The organism is Candidatus Binataceae bacterium, assembly GCA_035508495.1.
Classification (GTDB): domain Bacteria; phylum Desulfobacterota; class Binatia; order Binatales; family Binataceae; genus JASHPB01.
Genome location: DATJMX010000019.1, coordinates 23598 through 40633 on the forward strand (window position 1 = coordinate 23598; position 17036 = coordinate 40633).

The 17036-nt window shown below is 61.8% G+C and carries 18 protein-coding genes and 1 riboswitch; of the genes, 9 read left to right on the forward strand and 9 right to left on the reverse strand.

Annotation, left to right across the window (positions count from 1 at the left end; all coding sequences use genetic code 11):
* Positions 1-7: 7 nt before the first annotated feature.
* A complete protein-coding gene (locus VMA09_06060; protein HUA33150.1) occupies positions 8-1177 on the reverse strand; it encodes a VWA domain-containing protein in 1170 nt (389 codons plus the stop codon).
* A gap of 230 nt (positions 1178-1407) precedes the next feature.
* On the opposite strand from VMA09_06060, the gene VMA09_06065 reads away from it, so the two are divergent.
* From VMA09_06065 to VMA09_06075, 3 genes are all read left to right on the forward strand, one after another.
* Positions 1408-1761 carry a PAS domain S-box protein gene (locus tag VMA09_06065; protein ID HUA33151.1) on the forward strand — a complete coding sequence of 118 codons (354 nt, stop codon included), beginning with the start codon at positions 1408-1410 and terminating at the stop codon, positions 1759-1761.
* 109 nt (positions 1762-1870) lie between these two features.
* Positions 1871-3091: an LLM class flavin-dependent oxidoreductase gene (locus VMA09_06070; protein HUA33152.1), complete on the forward strand. Its 1221-nt coding sequence runs from the start codon at positions 1871-1873 to the stop codon at positions 3089-3091.
* A 491-nt stretch (positions 3092-3582) separates the two neighbouring features.
* Positions 3583-4749: an amidohydrolase gene (locus VMA09_06075; GenBank protein HUA33153.1), complete on the forward strand. Its 1167-nt coding sequence runs from the start codon at positions 3583-3585 to the stop codon at positions 4747-4749.
* 4 nt (positions 4750-4753) lie between these two features.
* On the opposite strand, the gene VMA09_06080 is transcribed toward VMA09_06075, so the two are convergent.
* From VMA09_06080 to VMA09_06105, 6 genes are all read right to left on the reverse strand, one after another.
* Positions 4754-4996, reverse strand: coding sequence for a zinc ribbon domain-containing protein (locus VMA09_06080; protein ID HUA33154.1), 243 nt, complete (start codon positions 4994-4996; stop codon positions 4754-4756).
* A gap of 5 nt (positions 4997-5001) precedes the next feature.
* Positions 5002-5406, reverse strand: coding sequence for a methylmalonyl-CoA epimerase (gene mce / locus VMA09_06085; GenBank protein ID HUA33155.1), 405 nt, complete (start codon positions 5404-5406; stop codon positions 5002-5004).
* Positions 5407-5411: 5 nt separating this feature from the next.
* Positions 5412-7793 (reverse strand): tetratricopeptide repeat protein, encoded by a 2382-nt coding sequence (locus VMA09_06090; protein HUA33156.1) that lies wholly within the window; start codon positions 7791-7793, stop codon positions 5412-5414.
* A gap of 66 nt (positions 7794-7859) precedes the next feature.
* Entirely contained in the window at positions 7860-8597 is a 738-nt protein-coding gene (locus tag VMA09_06095) for an HAD-IA family hydrolase (GenBank protein ID HUA33157.1), read from the reverse strand.
* A complete protein-coding gene (locus tag VMA09_06100; GenBank protein HUA33158.1) occupies positions 8598-9470 on the reverse strand; it encodes a VOC family protein in 873 nt (290 codons plus the stop codon).
* A 203-nt stretch (positions 9471-9673) separates the two neighbouring features.
* Positions 9674-10369 (reverse strand): metallophosphoesterase, encoded by a 696-nt coding sequence (locus VMA09_06105; protein HUA33159.1) that lies wholly within the window; start codon positions 10367-10369, stop codon positions 9674-9676.
* A gap of 237 nt (positions 10370-10606) precedes the next feature.
* Here VMA09_06105 and VMA09_06110 point away from each other — a divergent pair, with 237 nt between their 5' ends.
* The 6 genes from VMA09_06110 (at position 10607) to nudC (ending at position 15706) form a co-directional block, all read left to right on the forward strand.
* Complete coding sequence (locus VMA09_06110) at positions 10607-11383, forward strand: RNA methyltransferase (protein ID HUA33160.1); 777 nt, start codon at positions 10607-10609, stop codon at positions 11381-11383.
* Positions 11384-11444: 61 nt separating this feature from the next.
* Positions 11445-11705, forward strand: a complete 261-nt coding sequence (locus tag VMA09_06115; GenBank protein HUA33161.1) for a hypothetical protein — start codon at positions 11445-11447, stop codon at positions 11703-11705.
* Between the two features lie 239 nt (positions 11706-11944).
* Entirely contained in the window at positions 11945-12592 is a 648-nt protein-coding gene (locus VMA09_06120; protein ID HUA33162.1) for an alpha/beta hydrolase, read from the forward strand.
* Between the two features lie 16 nt (positions 12593-12608).
* Entirely contained in the window at positions 12609-13637 is a 1029-nt protein-coding gene (locus VMA09_06125; GenBank protein ID HUA33163.1) for a methyltransferase, read from the forward strand.
* A gap of 38 nt (positions 13638-13675) precedes the next feature.
* Positions 13676-14680 (forward strand): aspartate-semialdehyde dehydrogenase, encoded by a 1005-nt coding sequence (locus tag VMA09_06130; GenBank protein HUA33164.1) that lies wholly within the window; start codon positions 13676-13678, stop codon positions 14678-14680.
* A gap of 99 nt (positions 14681-14779) precedes the next feature.
* A complete protein-coding gene (gene nudC / locus VMA09_06135) occupies positions 14780-15706 on the forward strand; it encodes an NAD(+) diphosphatase (protein ID HUA33165.1) in 927 nt (308 codons plus the stop codon).
* Here nudC and VMA09_06140 read toward each other — a convergent pair.
* Entirely contained in the window at positions 15703-16146 is a 444-nt protein-coding gene (locus tag VMA09_06140; protein ID HUA33166.1) for a PA2169 family four-helix-bundle protein, read from the reverse strand. The two genes, nudC and VMA09_06140, sit on opposite strands and share 4 nt — an antisense overlap.
* Positions 16147-16279: 133 nt before the next feature.
* Positions 16280-16726 carry a hypothetical protein gene (locus VMA09_06145; GenBank protein HUA33167.1) on the reverse strand — a complete coding sequence of 149 codons (447 nt, stop codon included), beginning with the start codon at positions 16724-16726 and terminating at the stop codon, positions 16280-16282.
* 139 nt (positions 16727-16865) lie between these two features.
* Positions 16866-16981, forward strand: a riboswitch (SAM riboswitch).
* The last annotated feature ends 55 nt before the right edge of the window (positions 16982-17036 follow it).

Sequence of the window (17036 nt, forward strand, 5' to 3'; positions counted from 1 at the left end):
GCCGCGGCTACGGCATCCCGGCATTGTTGTATGCCGACTCGGAATGGGGCCCGACCTCGATGCCCTTGCGCACGCGCACGCTCGCAGTGGGCTTGCCCGGCACGTCGACCCGCACGCTGCGATATCCGCCCGCGGCGGCATCGGGTGCGACGAAGCCAACGGTGTACTGCTCGCGCAGCTCGAGGCTGATCTCTTCACAGGCGCGCTTGAGTTGCTCACCGTCGCCCACCTGGCGAATCACGTAGGTCTTCGCGCCAGTCTCAGTCGAAAGGGTGTGCAGCGTTTCCACGTCGACCCGGTCAGCATCGCCGAAGTTCGGCAGCGCAAACGGCCCGATCGCGAAGCTGATACCGGCGCCGGGATTCGGATCGCCGATGCCGATCGAGTACACCAGCACACCCATCCGCCTCGCCTGCGCAACCACGTCCGCCACGGTGGCGGCGCTGGCATTGTCCATTCCGTCGGTGACAACCAGCAGCGCCTTCTTGTCGTAGCGTCCCTGACGCAGGAGGCCGAGGCCCTGCTCGATCACGTCGAAGAGCGCAGTCTGCCCATAGGCGTGCAGAAGCGCGAGCCGGCGCATCACCAGTTCGTGATTCATCGTGAACGACTGGAGTAAAAACGGATGCGACGAGAAGGCGAACAGGAACACGTCGTCGCGATCGTTCAAATCGCGCAAGAATTCCGCGATCGCCACCCGCGCTTGCGGAATCTTCGGCGTCATACTGCCGGAGGTGTCGACCAGAATTCCGACTGAAACGGGAGCGTTGGTGTCCTGGCGAAAAAACTGGATCGGGCGCGGTTTGTTGTCGAGATAGAGATTGAAATCCTGTTTCTGCAGACCTGTGACGTAACTGCCAGAAGGATCGGTGACCGTGACTTGCACCTGCTCATAGCCGGGTTGCTCGCGCAGCTCGCGGCTTGGGATCGTGAGCTCCTCGCCGCCCTGGGGTGCCTGCGGCGGAATCTCGAGATTGGGCGTCATCCCGCGTTGCGGCGCCGGCATCGAGGGAAGCTCCAGCGTCGAGCCGCCCGAATTCTGATGGCCCGGAATGACCAGCGAACTCGAGGGCCGCGTCGTGCCGCCCTGCTGCGCGCGCGCGACGCCGTCGAACGTGAAGGCCATCAGCAGCGCCGCGATCGCCGCGGCCATCCACACCATCCGGGCTTTAGGCATCCTGTGTCCCACTGGAAAAGTGCCCCGCAGCTTCGAACTGCGAGGCCACCGGATAATGATCCTATTTGCGGTGCGCTTGGGCAAGCTCACTTTACGGCGGCTCCATGGGGCCACGATCCTCGTTGACCTTTGACGAATTTCGCCCGCCGATGTTTCAGAATTCAGCCCTCAATTGAGTCACTAAACGGCAAGGCCTAGGATTAGCCTCAGCTTCAGGGGGCGTCGGCGCGATGAGCGAGAACAAAACATCGATCGAATCCGATCCGGTCTCGTTCGTGATGGACGGCAACGGCGAAATCGTCGAATGGCATCCCACCGCGGAGGCGCTCTTCGGATGGACCCGCGCCGAAGCTGTCGGCCGCAGGCTCTCCGCGCTCATGATTCCCGAGCATCAGCGCGAGGCGCACGAGCAGGGCCTGAGGCGCTTCCTCTCCGCCGGCATCGGCAAACTGTTGAACAAGCCGCTGCGGCTCAACGTGATGCATCGCGACGGGCATCTGTTCGACGTCGACTTCCAGATCGGCGCCGAGCAAAGTGCCTCCGGCTATCGATTTCCAACGCGAACCCGCGCCGTCACCGGCTGAGTCGCGCGCAACTAAACGCTCGTTCAATGAACTTGTCCGGCGGCGATTTCTTTCGTAGCTTGAGTTTCGATCCCGCCGCGCCCGGCACGGCCGCCCGCAAGGAGAACAGATGAAATTTGGAATTTTCATGGCGCCCTTCCATCGCGTGGGTGAAAACCCCACGCTCTGCTTCGAACGCGATATGCAGCTCATCGAATGGCTCGACGAGCTCGGTTACGAAGAGGCCTTCATCGGCGAGCATCATTCGTCGGGATGGGAGATCATATCGTCGCCCGAGATTTTCATGGCGGTCGCCGCGACGCGCACCAAGCGCATCAAACTGGGCTCGGGCGTCGTCAGCGTTCCTTACCATCATCCGTTCAATATCGCGCAGCGCTTCAGCCTGCTTGACCATCTGACGCATGGGCGCGTGCTGATGGGATGCGGCCCGGGCGCGCTCGCGGCGGACGCGCACATGTTCGGCATCGAAACGACCACGCAGCGCAAGCGGATGGTCGAAGGCGTGAAGGCGATCGTGCGCCTGTTCACTGAGGAAGGCGGCATCAATATCGACGGCTCGTACTTCAAGATGGTCGATGCGCATCTGCAGGTGAAGCCGTTCCAGCAGCCGCATATGCCGATCTTCGTCGCCAGCACCGTGTCGCCGTCGGGAATGGTCGCGGCGGGTCAGCTCGGATGCGGCGTGTTGTCGGTGGCTTCGTATGCGCCGGGCGGCCTCGACGATCTGAAGAAGCGCTGGGCGATGGCGGAGGAGACGGCGGCTGAGAACGGCAAGACCGTGGATCGCAAGAACTGGCGGCTCGTGTTCCCGATTCATCTCGCCGAGTCGCGCGAAGAAGCGCTGAACGATATTCGCGAGGGCGCCAATCGATGGATCCAGGATTACTTCATCGGCACGCTCGGCGCGCGGCTTCAGTTCGAGGAATATCCCGGACAGCCGACGGCCGAGATGACGATCGATCGCATGATCGCGCGTGGCGGCGTGATCATCGGCACTCCTGACGACGCGGTCGCACGGATTCGCGAGCTGCAGGAAGCGTCGGGCGGCTTCGGCGGAATCCTGGGGCTCGCGCACGAATGGACGACGCGCGAGAAGACGCTGCGCTCATACGAGCTGTTCGCGCGCTACGTCGCGCCGCAATTCCAGGGCCCGGTGGCGCATCAGATTGATTATTCGAATCAGTGGGCGCGCCAGAACCAGGAAGTGCTCTTCAACAAATCCGTGGCCGGCATCCTGACCGCGATGCAGGACTACGCGCAGCACAAGGCCGAGAAGGGCGAGCCGGTTCCCGAGATGCTGACGCAGCCGCTGACGCGCGTGCGTCCGTAGCGGAAATCGCGCGCCTCGCGCTATCAAGTCAATCGATCTTTTCCGGGCCGGATGAGTCGTCCTCATCCGGCCCCTTCGTTATTGCTTGATCGATGCGTGCCGCCGAATTTTTGCTCCCCTGCCCTTTTTTCGATTCCCGCTCCTTATCCTAGGAGAGGGCCAGGGAGAGGCTACACGTTGGCGCTGAGCAAAATGTCGATTCTTTTTCATAACGAAGGCCCGGAGAACTCGCTGGGAAAGAACGGGGCATGCGTTGAATGCGAGGCGCATCACCTCTCCCGCACATACAGTCATCTTGAGCGGAGTCTGCGGAGTCGAAAGCTCTCGGCGCGCCCCGAAGGGCCGGTACCGGTAAGCGCGCGCAGCGCTTTCCTTATTTTCCAAATGTAGGGCGCTATCGTACCAGGCAAAGAAGCGAGCGAAGCCATGAATCGCGATGATTCCGTGGACGCTTGGCGGTGGCGATGCTATTGCGATCGGTGGAGGACATCATGAGCGCTCATGCTGAGATTGCGCGCGCGATCGATTCTTACCGGGAAGAGGTCGTCGGCCTAAGCCACGAGATCCACGAGCATCCGGAGCTGCGCTTCCAGGAGAAGTTCGCCGCCGATCTGCTGGTCAAGGCTGGCGAGGCGCTGGGACTTGCGATGCAGCGCGGGGTGGGCGAAATGCCTACCGCCTTTCGCGGCGAGTTCGGTGGCGAGGGTCCGACGGTCGCAATCATGGCGGAATATGACGCGCTGCCTAACGGCCATTCGTGCGGCCACAATCTGATTGCCGGCGCGGCGCTCGCGGCAGTTGCGGGACTCAAGAGTATCGACGACAAGCTGCCGGGAAAGATCGTCTTTGTCGGCACGCCCGCCGAAGAAGGCGGCGGCGGCAAGATACTGCTGCTGAATCGCGGCGTGCTGCGCGGCGTCGATGCGGCCATGATGGCGCATCCGATGGACATGGAGTATCGCACGATGCCGGCGCTCGCGACGCATCACGTGAAAATCTCCTTCTCCGGCCGTGCCGCGCACGCCTCGCTCGCGCCGTGGGATGGAGCGAGCGCGCTCACCGCGGTGCTGCAGCTCTTTCACAGCGTCGATTCGATGCGGCTTCATCTGCGCGACGGCTCGCGCCTCCACGGCATCATCACCAACGGCGGCCAGGCGGTGAATATCATTCCCGAGTTCACCGAGTGCCAGTTCCTCGCCCGCGGCAGGACCAGCAAATACGCCAAGGAGATTGGCGAGCGTATCGCGCGATGCGCCGAGGCGGCCGCGCTCGCGACCGGGACCAAGGTCGACGTTCAGCATCTCGGCGGCTACAAGAACATGATCAACAACATGTCAATGGCCGATCGCTATGCCGCGCATAGCGAGGAACTCGGCACGCATTCTCCCGTGGCGCGCCAGGATGTGCCTACAGGCAGCACCGACATGGGCGATATCAGCCACGCGATTCCCGCGATTCATCCGGTATTTGCGATCGCGCATCACGGCGAAGGCGCTTGTCATGAAGATGCGTTCGTCAGGCATGCCGATTCGTCGCGCGGCTACGACGCGATGATTCGCGTCGCCAAGGCGATGGCGATGACGGCTTACGATCTGCTGGCTGAGCCGGAGCTGATGAAGGCGGCGAAGGCGGAGTTCGCCGAGCGCAAGGAGAGCTGAGCGGCTAGTGGCAGCCGCATCCGCCCCCGCAACATCCGCCCCCGCCCATGCGCGAGCCGCCGTTCTGCGCGATCGCACTTGAGATCGCGGCGGCGCCATCGCCGTTGCTGCGCGACGCGAACACCGACATCTCGCGCGACAGGTGATCGCCGTGACACGACGGGCATTCCGCGTCGTCGTGACCGGGGCGCACGAACGCCTCGAAGGTGCTCTCACAGTCGGTGCATCGATATTCGTAGATCGGCATAGCGGCTACTCGTCCAGTGGCTGCGCGTATTCGACCAGCACGCCGCGCGTCGCCTTGGGATGAAGAAAGCAGATGAGGCCGGCGAGACCATGGCGCGGATTCTGATCGATTAACTGGATACCCTTGGCGCGCGCGCCGTCGAGTTCCCTGGCGACATCCTCAGTCTCAAAGCATACGTGATGGAGTCCGCCGCCACGCTTGGCGAGGAACCTACCGACGCCATTGTCAGGGTTGATCGGCTCGAGCAGCTCGATCTCGCTCTCGCCGACCTTGAGCAACGCGGCTTTGACGCCCTGCTCTTCGATGGTCGCGCTCTTGGTGAAATGAAGACCGAGCGTGTCGCGCCAGAACTTGAGCCCTTGCTCAAGGTCTGGCACCACCACGCCCACGTGATGAATTTTCTTCAGCACCGTGCCTAGCCCTTATGATCGAGGCACAGCTTCTTCTGCATCGCGTCCCACTTGTGGAGCATCTCGTTGGAGCCGAGCGTGGGATGCTCCGCGCGAGTCTGCGCGAGCTTGTTACAAGCCTCGGACGTGTTGCCCTGCGCTACGTAAACGACCGCCAGGTTGTACTTGGCTTCGTACCACAGGTTGTCAGATTCAGCCGCGGTGCTTTCGACGTTGGTCCACAGCGTAACCGCGTCCTTCCAGTCCTTCTTGGCCTGCGCGATTCGCGCGAGACCGGCGTTCGCGTCGGGCGAACCCGGATCAGCCTTCACGACCTGGTTGAAGATCGTCTCGGCCTTGGCTTCCTCGCCAAGCGCCTGGTAGGCCTGGGCCAGAATCGACAGCGTACCGGTCAGGTTCTTCACCGGGATCTTGCCGCTCGCGACCATGTCGGAGAAGTAGCTGTAGGCGGTTGCCGTCAGCTTGGCATTGGCAATGAAGCCCTTCTCGTCGCCGTTTGCCTGATCGGTCTCCGCCGCCTTCCAGAAATCGAGGCCGAGACCCTTGATGAAGTCGTTCTGCGCCATGTTGCCCTTGTTCTTTTCGACCAGGGACGCGACGTCGCGCTGCACTTCATCATACTTGCCCATCTGCGCGAGGGCCGTGATGCGCCACTCCTGGATATCATGGAAGTGGTCGCTCATCTGCGGATACTGACCTTCGTAACCTTCGAGCAGCGAAGCGACTTGCGGGTAGTCGATCTTGGGCTCGGTCTCGAGGATATCGGCGAGCATCAGGATCGCGCGGCCTCGAGTGTCATGGACGAACTTCTTCTGATTACCCGCCGCCATGCGCTCGGCCTGCGGGGCCATCTTGATCGTTTCCTGGAGGTCGGAGACGGTCTGATTCTTCAGTTGTTCGATATCGACCTTGGGGCCCTTATAATCCTTGTTGCTGGCAGCAGCGAGCGCCTTGTAACTGCACTCGGCGCCGTTGAAACGAGCGGTGTAGCTGTAGTCGTTCTCGCCCTTGACCTGCGAGTACATTTGGGCCGCTTCGACATACTTGCCTTGCGCTTGCAGGCGTTCGCCCAGACGGAAGCGCATCTGCGGCGCGTTGGAACCGCCCGGGAACTTGCTCAGGTACTCGTTGGCGGCGGCAACCCATTGATTCTCGAGGTTGGCGTCCTTCTGACCGCTCGCGTCCCATCGCTCGCGCGCGATGCTGAACTTGGTCGAGGCAGCCCACTCGGCGTTGCCGCCGCTGCCCTTTGCGATCTGAGTGAGTAGCGCCTCAGCCTGATCGTAACGCTTCTGTTTGAGGTAGATATCAGCGGCGTATTGATAGCCTTTGGGATACTTGCCTGTCTCGGCCGCCTCGGCAAAATACTTGGCCGCGCCGTTCTCGTCCTTGCGGTTGAGCAGGATGTTGGCGAGCAGCCACTTCTCGAACGGGTCGCCATTGCCAAATTCCTCGACCACGTTCCTGGAGAACTTCGACGAAGCCGCGATATCGATCGCAAAGCCTGCCTTGTCGTTCTCCTTGGATTTCAGAGCGTCCACCAGCTTGGCGTGATACTGGGCTTTCTGCGCAGGATCGCGAGTGGCGTTCTCAGCGCTGAACAGGGCCTGAAGCTGAAGCATTTGACCGCCACCGGTCGAGGTGTTGCCACCTTCCGTATATTTCTCCGCTTCCCCTGCGTTGCCCATCGCCATGTAAGTGGTCGCAAGACCCTGCCTGGCGGCCTTGGCCTGGGGCGATCCGGGAGCGGATTCGATGATCTGTTTGAAGTCGGCGATAGCCTTGTCGTACTCGGAGTGATCGAACTTGCCGAGCTCGCGCTCGCAATAGGCGCGGCCGAGCAGGTTCTCAGCGACGAGGGTCGGATCGACGATCACCAGCGTGCTCTCGGTGAAGCCATCGATCGACTCGTTGAGCAGCTTCTTCTGCTCTGTCGAGTTGTCGGTGAAGAGCGAGGTCGCGCCCGTGAACCGCAGCCACGCGAGCGGATAGGCCGCCTTCAGCGCGACCTGTTCAGGCTCGCTGTAGTCGCACTGACCGCCTTGGTCGATAGACGCGATGCAATCTTCCTTCTTCTTTTTGTAAGTGTCGGAGATCCTGGTCAGCATGGACTCGAGCTGATTGTAGGCTGGGACCAGCGCGCTCTTGTCGGCCTTGCCGCTCGACGCGAGGCGCGCGAAATCGCTCTCGGCCTTGTCGAGCCGATCGACGACCGAGCTTGCCGTACCGGCGCTCGACTCGGCAGCGCCCATTTGACCTTCGATGCCGGAGATCTCGCTTTCGAGATCGGACAGGCTTTGAGCGGCCGCCGGCGCGGTCATGAACGCCAGAGCGCAGAGGGCGGAAATCATCACCAACAGGCGATGCGTTGGAAGCGAAACCTTCATTTTGTTGTTCCCCACGACTGTTCCCAAAAACGGGTCGCCTTAGATAAAGACAACCCGCTTAGAAGATCAAGCAAATCCGAATATATGCGCAACACCGATCGCAGACGCAAGCGACCTTACACGCGCCGTCCGGCCTTCGATCGCGGGCGCGCCCTTGAGAGCCGGGTCGATCAGCGCCGCGACCATCCCCGCTTCGCTGGCGGCGGCGAGATCGAGATGGGGCGAATCGCCGACGTGCATGGCGTCGCGCGCCTCGACGCCGAGGCTCCTGAGTGCGAGGTCGAAGATCTCGCGGCGCGGCTTGGCGTAACCGGCTTCCGATGAAATCGTGATAGAATCGAAATAGCCAGTCAGACCGAGTCCATCAAGGATTCGGTAAACGCGATGGTCGAAGTTCGAAATCACTCCCAGGCGCAACCCACTGGATTTTAGACGATCCAAGGTGGTTACCGCTTCAGGATCGACCTGCCAGTGGGCTGGATCGGCGAAGTAGGCAAACAGATCGTCGAAGTAGGCGTCGAAGTCGCGAAACTCGCCGAGCCCGGCGAAGCTTTCGCGGACGCGCTCGCGCCACCATCCGCGCTCGAGATGCCGCAGGCGGCTCGAATCGTGACCCGGACCGAACGCGAGCCCCGGCGCCGAGCCGAAAGCATGGCGAAACCCGGCGGTCACCGCGTCCACGGACGCGTCGAGACCATGCTCGCGTGCGATTCGCGAGTAGGCGTGGCCTACAGGCTCGCGCGATTCGAACAGCGTCCCAGCCGCGTCGAAAAAGATCGCGCGCCGCTCGCGAGCCTCGGCCATCTACTTCAGGCCGTCCCAGACTTGGATCAATACGCCGAACGCGGAGCTGGGCGAGATGAAGAACTGCCGCTCGCCGCGCCAGTTGCGCTTCTCGTCCACGACGCGGATTCCGTCGCGCTTCAGCCGATCGCGCATTCCGTCGAAATCCTTGATGTCCATCGAGATGTGATGCATCCCTTCGCCGTAGCGATTGATGAACTTCGCAACGAAGTCGTTCTGCACGGCATGCGGCGGGCTTGCGATAAACTCCAGCTTGAAGCCCGCTACTTCCATGTTGCCGAGCTGAAAGTTTCCTTCCGAGTTGCTCACGTGAATGTCGCGCGCCGACTTGCCGCCGAGATATTTGCCGAAGAAATCGTACGCGGCCGTGATGTCCTTGACCGCGAGCGAGACGTGGTCGAAATACGCCAGGCCGTCAGGCGCGGGCTTGGGATGCGGGGTGTCGAAGTCGGGCACCTGCCAGAACTGGATAAGCGCGCCGAACGCCGCGCGCGGCGAGATGAATGCGGTCGCCGAGCCGCTCGGCATCGTCATCTCATCGACGATTCGATAGCCGTCGGCCTTGAGCGGCGCGATGATCGGCTCGAGATGGTTCACTTCGATCGACAGATGATGCATCCCCTCGCCATGCCGCTCGATAAACTTCGTCACGAAGCCGGGCTTGTTCGGCAGATCTTCAATCAGTTCAACCGCGAAACCACCGAGATGGATGCTCTGAAAATAGAAGGAGCCGCTGACCTGCTCGTCGAGAGTCTTGGGCTCGCGAATCGTGACCGGAAAATACTTCTGGAAAAATTCGAGCGCGCGATCGATTGAACGCACCGCAATCGATACGTGATCGAATCGCATCCTGACTCCCTCAGGTAAAGCCATCAGTCCTCTTTCTCCCTTCGAATCTGGCGAAGTACGGATCCTGTTCCGTCCCCGCGATACCGGCCTACTTGGGTGCCCGCCGCATCGAAGGGCGAAAGCGCCAAAGGAGCCGGAACATGTGCCGAATGATCAGCGGCCAGCCATTTGCGATCTTGCCGGCATAAACCTGGAGCGATTGTCCGGCGCGCGACAGCCCAGGCACGTCAAAGAAATTCGAGCCTCGCGTCAAGCCGCCGGCCCTCGGCCCGCACGACCACATAGCCGCCGCCCTTGAACGGGCCCGCATTGAAAATCTTCGTCGGTCCGATCGCGTCTTCGGCGGCCGACTCATGAATATGTCCCGATATACAGATGTCCGGCTTCACTTCCTCGATAAAGCGGCGCGCCGCCTTGCTGCCGACAGGAGTGCCGTTCATCAGGCGATCGCATTTGGTCTCGAATGGCGGCGCATGACAGATCATCACGAGAGGCCGAAGGTCGGCGACCTGGGCGTAGCCCTGTGCGAGCGTCGCGTAGATTTCATCTTCGGTGAATTCCGTTGGCGTGTTGAACGGCGAGATGTTCGACCCACCGCATCCGAAGAGCGCGACGCCATCGAGGACGATCCCCTTTCCGTGAATCGCAACCTTCTCGTTTTCAAGAAACGCAAAAGTCTCGCGCTGATCGAGATTTCCCGGCACCGCGAGCAGGTTAGGGCACGCCCGCCGCGCCTCGGCGAGTACCTTTCCGCTATCCGCGGCGCCGCCGAAATTCGTCAGATCACCCGCCAGGATCATGAGATCGCAATCGCGCAGCACCTCGCCCATCCGCTCGAGGTTGCGCGTCGCCATATGAATGTCGCCAATCGAAACGAATTTCATGCGCCTGGCCAGCAGTTCGCTACGAAATTTAGCGAACATTCTGGAAGCAGACTAGCCAGTGGCGCGAACCCAACGCACGATGGTGCCGCCGACTCCAGTGCCGGAGCAGCCGTTGGCGTGCGCGCTACGCCGCACCCCGGGCAAGCCCGAGCAGTTTCATGTACCTTGTGGCCACACTTGGTGCAGAATTGCACAGGATTCCCCCCTCGCAACTAGAACTTTAGGTGATTTCTGTTACCAATTTCCCTCTCTATTAAGCAACGCAAGTTGACAGGCATGGACAAATCAAGATCTTTCGACTTCGCATTCGTGTTATGCCGGCCTCAGTCGGCGGGGAATATCGGTGCAGCGGCGCGGGTGCTCAAGAACTTGGGCTTCTCCGATCTGCGGCTCGTCGCGCCGACGCCCAGGCACGGCGGACATGCGACTGCGATGGCGGTGCATGCCAAGGATGTTCTCGCCAGCGCAATCACCTGGCCGGACCTGGCGCCCGCGCTGGCGGATTGCACGCTGACCGTGGGCACGACATGCCGTTCCGGGCCGTATCGCGAGGCTGCCGAGCCTTTGCGCGACGTCGCGCCCGAGCTGGTGAAGCTGGCGGCATCGAACCGAGTCGCGATCATCTTCGGCGCCGAGGATCACGGCCTCACCAACGAGGAGCTGAAATTTTGCCAACGCCTGATCACGATTCCGACTGCGCCTGAGTATCGTTCGCTCAACCTCGCGCAGGCAGTGGGAATTGTTGCGTACGAGCTTGCGATGGCGATGGCGTCGCCAGGTGAGGCTCGGCAAGAGGAGCAGACATTCGCATCGGCGGTCGAAGTGGATGCGATGCTCGATCGGATGCGCGACGCGCTGCTCGCAATCGGTTTTCTACCCGACGACAACCCGGAGCACATCATGTTCACCTTGCGCGCGATCTTCGGCCGCAGCGGCCTGAGCGCGAGGGAGGTCGACGTGCTGAGCGGAATCGCGCGCCAGATGCGGTGGGCCGGCGAAGGTGGTCACGCCACGCTCGAAGCCAAGCGCTCTGCCGGCAAGAAATTACGCTGACGTTTTCCGGCTTGGCCGCGACGCCCTCGATGCGCGATAATCGCGGCTCCGGCTGCCTCGAATGGCTGAGATAATTTCATTCGCCGAGATTCAGCGCGCACGCCGCCGCGCTCGGGCACCCGAGCGCGCGAGCCTCGAGCAAGCGCTGCAAATCCTGCGTGAGAACCTCGCCAACGCAGCAAGAATGCTCGCCGACGCGGCTCCCCGCGAGCAACCGGAGCTTCTGACTCGCGTCGAGCATCTGGCTTCGATGGTCCGCTACGGCATGCGAATGCTCGGCACGGATCCATCGTTCGAGGAACCAACCTCGATCGAGCGCTAGCCAACAGTGACGATCATCTCAACATCATGCGAGCGCCATTCCAGACGCGAGCGCCCTTTTTCTGATTCCCTCTCCCTGACCAGGGAGAGGTCGGCGCGCGCGATGCGCGCGCCGGGTGAGGGTTGCCCGGATGCAGCTCGCATCCACACGCGCGCGGCCATTCGCGATCCAGACAACCCTCACCCTTGCCCTCTCCCCGGCCAGCGAGAGGGATTTCAAAATCCGAGGCGTGTCGCGGTATGAGCGAAGGACTCGATCTTCGAATCGTCAGCGTCGAGAAGGGCTACGAAATCGCCGGTGTGCAGCAGCTCTCGATTCATACCACCCGCGGCACGATTCCGATGATCCTGCATGCGGCGGCGGAGCCGCAGCGCGCGGCGATTTGCGTCTCGGGTGCGATCGGCGGCCTCGACGGCCCTGCCTTTCTCTATCCACGGCTCGGTCTCGAGATGCCGCGGCGCGGCGTCTCGATCGCGCGTATCGACTACCGCATGCCCAACGAGTTCGGCGATTGCGTGCTCGACACGATGGCCGGCATCGCAGTGCTCGGCCGCCTCGGCCATCGCCAAATCGCGACGATCGGTCATTCCTTCGGCGGCGCGGTCGCGATCAACGCTGGCACGATCAGCCCCGCCGTCACGACGGTGATCGCATTGTCGAGCCAGCTCGCAGGCGCGCACGTCGCGAGCGAGCTCGCACCACGTCCGCTGCTGTTGATCCACGGCGATGCTGACGAGATTCTGCCGCCCGCGAGCTCCGAGGCGATCTACGAACGCGCGCAGGAGCCCAAGACGATCAGGATCATCCACGGCGCGAGCCATCGCCTCACCGAAGCCGACGACGAAATCTTCAATCTGACATCGGACTGGCTCCTTAACCGCATCTGACCGACGGAGCACTTTAATGGCACCGGAAAAAATCGCGGGCGATCTGCCCGATACCGTAATGGCGATTGCGCAGGGACACACCGCGAGTGCCGCGTTGAAAGCTGCGGTTGACCTGGAGCTCTTCACGCATATCGCACACGGCCTCGATACCGCCGAAAAGCTCGCCGGGAAAAAAGGCACGCCGCTGCGCTCGATGCGTATCCTGTGCAACGCGCTCGTCTCGTTCGGGATGCTGCGCAAATCCGGCGGTCGCTATGAACTGCCTGCCGCGGTCTCCGCGATGCTAGTGAAAGGCTCGCCGGGCTACATGGGCGGCATGATGGCGATCACAGGCAGCCGAACGTTGTGGAACGAGCTCGCGCGGCTGTCCGATGTCGTCAAGGCGGGACATACTTTGATCGAAACTGGCTCGGCTGAGGCGGCTGACAATCCGTTCTGGGAAGATTTCGCGCGCGGCTCGCGCCTGATGGCGCAGATGACCGGTCCGATCATCGCCGACACACTCGCACCGATCTTCGGCACGGCGGGTCCCAGGCGCGTCCTCGATATCGCGTGCGGCTCGGGATTCTACGGCATCAGTGTGCTCAAGAAATTCCCCGAGGCGCGCCTCACCTCAGTCGATTGGGCAAAGGTGCTCAAGGTCGCCGAGCTAAACGCGCGCCAGGCGGGCGTCGCTGATCGCGTGGAATTTCGCCCCGCAGACGTTTTCAACGACGACCTCGGCAGCGGCTACGATCTCGTCATGGCCGTGAACATCTACCATCACTTCAGCCCCGACAAATGCATCGAGCTGTCGCGCCGCCTTCACGATGCGGCCGCACCCGGCGCCCACCTCGCGATGGTCGACATGATCCCCGATGAATCGCGCGAGAAAAACCAGTTCGCGCTCGCGTTCGCATTGACGATGCTAATCTGGACGCACGAGGGCGATACATACACGCTGAGCGAATATAGAAAAATTCTCGAGAGCGGCGGCTGGCACGACATCGAATTCAAACCCGTCAGCGGCCCGATGCCGTCGCAGCTAATCATAGCCAAGCAGTAGAGATTCACTCGCGACGCTGTTGCGTCTAAAATCGCGCAATGGCTTCCGGACAGAAAATCGCCGTAGTCGGCGCCACCGGCGCGGTCGGGCAGACCGTGCTCAGGATTCTCGAACAGCGCAACTTCCCCGTGCGCGAATTGACCGCGCTCGCCTCCAAACGCTCCGTTGGCAAGACGGTCACGTACAAGGGCGAGCAAATCCCGGTCAAGGAACTCACGACGGAGAGCTTCAAGGGAATCGAGCTGGCGTTCTTCTCCGCGGGCGGCGATCAGTCGCGCGCGTTCGCGCCGGCGGCAGTGAAAGCCGGCACGATCGTGATCGACAAGTCGAGCGCGTTCCGGATGAACCCCGACGTTCCGCTCGTCGTGCCCGAGATCAACGGCGCCGCCGCGAAGAATCACAAGGGCATCATCTCATGCCCCAACTGCACGACGATCGTCACCGTGATGCCGCTGAAGCCGTTGCACGATGCGGGCGGACTCAAGCGCGTGATCGCCACCAGCTTCCAGGCCGTGTCGGGCGCGGGCGTCAACGGAATCGACGAGCTGCGTCAGCAGACCCTCGCATGGGCGCGCGGCGAAAAGCTCAAGGTCGAATTTTTTCAGCATCAGATCGCGTTCAACGTGATTCCGCATATCGACAAGTTCACCGAGGGCGGCTACACGGGCGAGGAAATGAAGCTCACCAACGAGGTGCGCAAGATCCTCGCCCTGCCCAACCTCGCGATCTCGGCAACCACGGTCCGCGTGCCGGTCTTCACCGCGCACTCGATCTCGGTCAATGCCGAGACCGAGCGTCCCGTCGGCACCGCGGGAGCGCGCGCGGCGTTCGAGCGCTTCCCGGGGCTGCGTCTGTACGACGATCCGGCGCACAACCAGTATCCGATGCCGATCATGGTCGAGGGACAGGACGACTGTTACGTCGGCCGAATCCGCGACGATATCAGTTGCGCCAACGCGCTGAACTTCTGGGTCGTCGGCGATCAGCTGCGCAAAGGCGCCGCACTCAACGGCGTGCAGACCGCGGAGCTGCTGATTCAGTAGAGCCACGCGCGATCGCGCGTGCATTCTGGCGGGATTTAGGGCTAGTTTGGCGAGACTATGATGGTCTCGTCGGCGAGGCCCTTTGCCTGGAGAAGCTGAATGATTCCGTTTACCGGTAATCCGCTCAATCGCGCGAGTGAAAAGCGCCTCGACACCGAATGGCTCACCGCGAAGCGGCGCGATCCGTCGTCTCTCGTGCTGCCGCTCTGGAAGCTGCAGCCGCTGATCGTCGAGGCCGACGATGCGGACAATCCGACCGCGCTCGGCCTGCTGAAGCCTGACATCGCCGACTCGCTCGCAAGTGACAATGCGATCTGTGTGTTCCTCGGTCTCGATAATCGCGAGCGCGCGATGTTCGCGCTCGACATTTCATCGTCGAACGATCCGACAACTTCCGGACCGCTCACGGGCAAGGGATATTTTCGCGATGCGCGGATGGCCGCGTCTATTGTATCGATCCCGCATGCGGCGCTTATCGCGCAGGCCAAGGCGATGGTCGATTGGCATCAGCGCCACGGGTTCTGTCCGAACTGCGGCGCCCCCACCAAGCTGATGGACGCCGGCTATAGGCGCTTATGCGATAAGTGCAAGGCCGAGCATTTTCCGCGTACCGACCCTGTAGTGATCATGCTCGCGACGTACGGCGACGAATGCCTCGTCGGACGCGGCAAGCAATTCCCGCAGGGCATGTTCTCGGCACTCGCGGGATTTATCGAACCGGGCGAAACAATCGAAGAGGCGGTGCGTCGCGAGCTGATGGAAGAAGCTAACATCAAAGTCGGCGAGGTGAGCTACTACGCGACGCAGCCGTGGCCATTTCCGTCGTCGCTCATGATCGGATGCTTCGCCAAGGCCGAAAAGCGCGAAGCCAAGGCCGATGACACGGAGTTAGCGGAAGTGCGATGGATCGAGCGTTCCGCCGCCCGTCAGCTCATTGCCGGCAAGCGCATCAACGGCGTGATGGTCCCGCCGCCGATCGCAATTGCGCATCACCTGATAAAGACCTGGGCGCTGCGCGACGATTAGGAGTGCGGACCGCCGAAGAGACGTAGCACATCCGATTCCGTTATCACCGCGGCGCGGATGTCATGGAGCTGACGCTCGATCAGGTTGCGCAATTCCGCGGGCGGCTTCTCGTCAAGCGCCTTTTCGTACTCGCCGATAATCTCCTCGTCGTCGCGCCGGCACCATTCGAGGACGCCCGTGTCGCCCTTGCTCATCGCGACGCTGAGGTCCAACGCCTCGCGATCGATGAACCCCGCGAGCGTGCCGCTGTCGGTGGACTTGAAACCCAGGCCTTCCTGAACGGCCTGGAGCTCGCGCACGAAACGATGGCGCTGCTCGGCCTGCTGATTAAGGAAGTGCTCGAAGTTGGCGCGCTCGACATCGCCGGCCGCGTGACGAAAACGTTTCTCGCTATCTATGTCCACCGCGATGAGGCGTTCAAGGATTTTGCACGTGTCCATAAGACGTGCCTCCATTTGCTAGAAGCATCGGATATGCCATCGACGCGGCAGCTAAGAGCCAGTGTTCTCGATCCGCGATCGGGCCTGAATCGCGAAAATCTTACCGCGTCGATAGCTCAACAATTCGTTGCTATCACGCGCGCGATTTTCTCGTCCGCACCACCTTCTTTGCCGCGCTGACTCGTTGTTTTCGTCCACCCATCTTTGAAGCTGAACGAGCTTGGCGGCTGAGCGCCTTCTTCGATACCGCCGCCTTGCCCTTGCGCTTGAGCGCTCCCTCGGTTGCGCGCGAACGTTTGCGCGCCGGCTTATGCGGATGCTTCGCGCTCGCGCTATCCAGCTCCGCCTTGTGTCGCGTGCTCGCCGTGGAGTTGGTCGATTTAGGCGTTTCGAGCCTCACGCCGGCGCGGCGCGCTTTCGAAAGCCCGATCGCGATCGCCTGTTCAGCGGAACGTGCCCCGTGTTTTCCCTTCCGAATGTGATGAATTTCCTCCCGCACGAACTCGCCGGCTTGCGTCGACGCTGATTTCCCCTCGCGCGCGTCTTCCTTTGCTCGCTCGACAGTTTCCTTTTCGGGCATCAATCCTACTCCTTGCAGCACTCGCCGAATCGCTTCGTCGATCGTCATACCCTGAGATCGACGCAATCGACATGCCATCGCCTTTGCGAGCCGTTGACAGACGGGGCGCTCTGTATAAGTCTGGTTGGTCCGTAGTGTTGCCTTATCGAGAGCGGCGGAGGGACTGGCCCGACGATGCCGCAGCAACCGACCCGTCCCGGGTGCAGGTGCTAACTCCTGCAGGAGCCCATTTGAGGGATTCCTGGAAGATAAGGCGAGAGTGAATAACCCTCGTCTTAGCAGTTAGCGGATCGGGAACGACGTTCGGGCG

Excerpts from the sequence above, each read along its gene's own strand:
- VMA09_06060 (HUA33150.1), bottom strand. The coding sequence starts at position 1,177 with ATGCCTAAAGCCCGGATGGTGTGGATGGCCGCGGCGATCGCGGCGCTG.
- VMA09_06065 (HUA33151.1), top strand. The coding sequence starts at position 1,408 with ATGAGCGAGAACAAAACATCGATCGAATCCGATCCGGTCTCGTTCGTG.
- VMA09_06070 (HUA33152.1), top strand. The coding sequence starts at position 1,871 with ATGAAATTTGGAATTTTCATGGCGCCCTTCCATCGCGTGGGTGAAAAC.
- VMA09_06075 (HUA33153.1), top strand. The coding sequence starts at position 3,583 with ATGAGCGCTCATGCTGAGATTGCGCGCGCGATCGATTCTTACCGGGAA.
- VMA09_06080 (HUA33154.1), bottom strand. The coding sequence starts at position 4,996 with ATGCCGATCTACGAATATCGATGCACCGACTGTGAGAGCACCTTCGAG.
- VMA09_06090 (HUA33156.1), bottom strand. The coding sequence starts at position 7,793 with ATGAAGGTTTCGCTTCCAACGCATCGCCTGTTGGTGATGATTTCCGCC.
- VMA09_06095 (HUA33157.1), bottom strand. The coding sequence starts at position 8,597 with ATGGCCGAGGCTCGCGAGCGGCGCGCGATCTTTTTCGACGCGGCTGGG.
- VMA09_06100 (HUA33158.1), bottom strand. The coding sequence starts at position 9,470 with ATGGCTTTACCTGAGGGAGTCAGGATGCGATTCGATCACGTATCGATT.
- VMA09_06105 (HUA33159.1), bottom strand. The coding sequence starts at position 10,369 with ATGTTCGCTAAATTTCGTAGCGAACTGCTGGCCAGGCGCATGAAATTC.
- VMA09_06110 (HUA33160.1), top strand. The coding sequence starts at position 10,607 with ATGGACAAATCAAGATCTTTCGACTTCGCATTCGTGTTATGCCGGCCT.
- VMA09_06115 (HUA33161.1), top strand. The coding sequence starts at position 11,445 with ATGGCTGAGATAATTTCATTCGCCGAGATTCAGCGCGCACGCCGCCGC.
- VMA09_06120 (HUA33162.1), top strand. The coding sequence starts at position 11,945 with ATGAGCGAAGGACTCGATCTTCGAATCGTCAGCGTCGAGAAGGGCTAC.
- VMA09_06125 (HUA33163.1), top strand. The coding sequence starts at position 12,609 with ATGGCACCGGAAAAAATCGCGGGCGATCTGCCCGATACCGTAATGGCG.
- VMA09_06130 (HUA33164.1), top strand. The coding sequence starts at position 13,676 with ATGGCTTCCGGACAGAAAATCGCCGTAGTCGGCGCCACCGGCGCGGTC.
- nudC (HUA33165.1), top strand. The coding sequence starts at position 14,780 with ATGATTCCGTTTACCGGTAATCCGCTCAATCGCGCGAGTGAAAAGCGC.
- VMA09_06140 (HUA33166.1), bottom strand. The coding sequence starts at position 16,146 with ATGGACACGTGCAAAATCCTTGAACGCCTCATCGCGGTGGACATAGAT.
- VMA09_06145 (HUA33167.1), bottom strand. The coding sequence starts at position 16,726 with ATGCCCGAAAAGGAAACTGTCGAGCGAGCAAAGGAAGACGCGCGCGAG.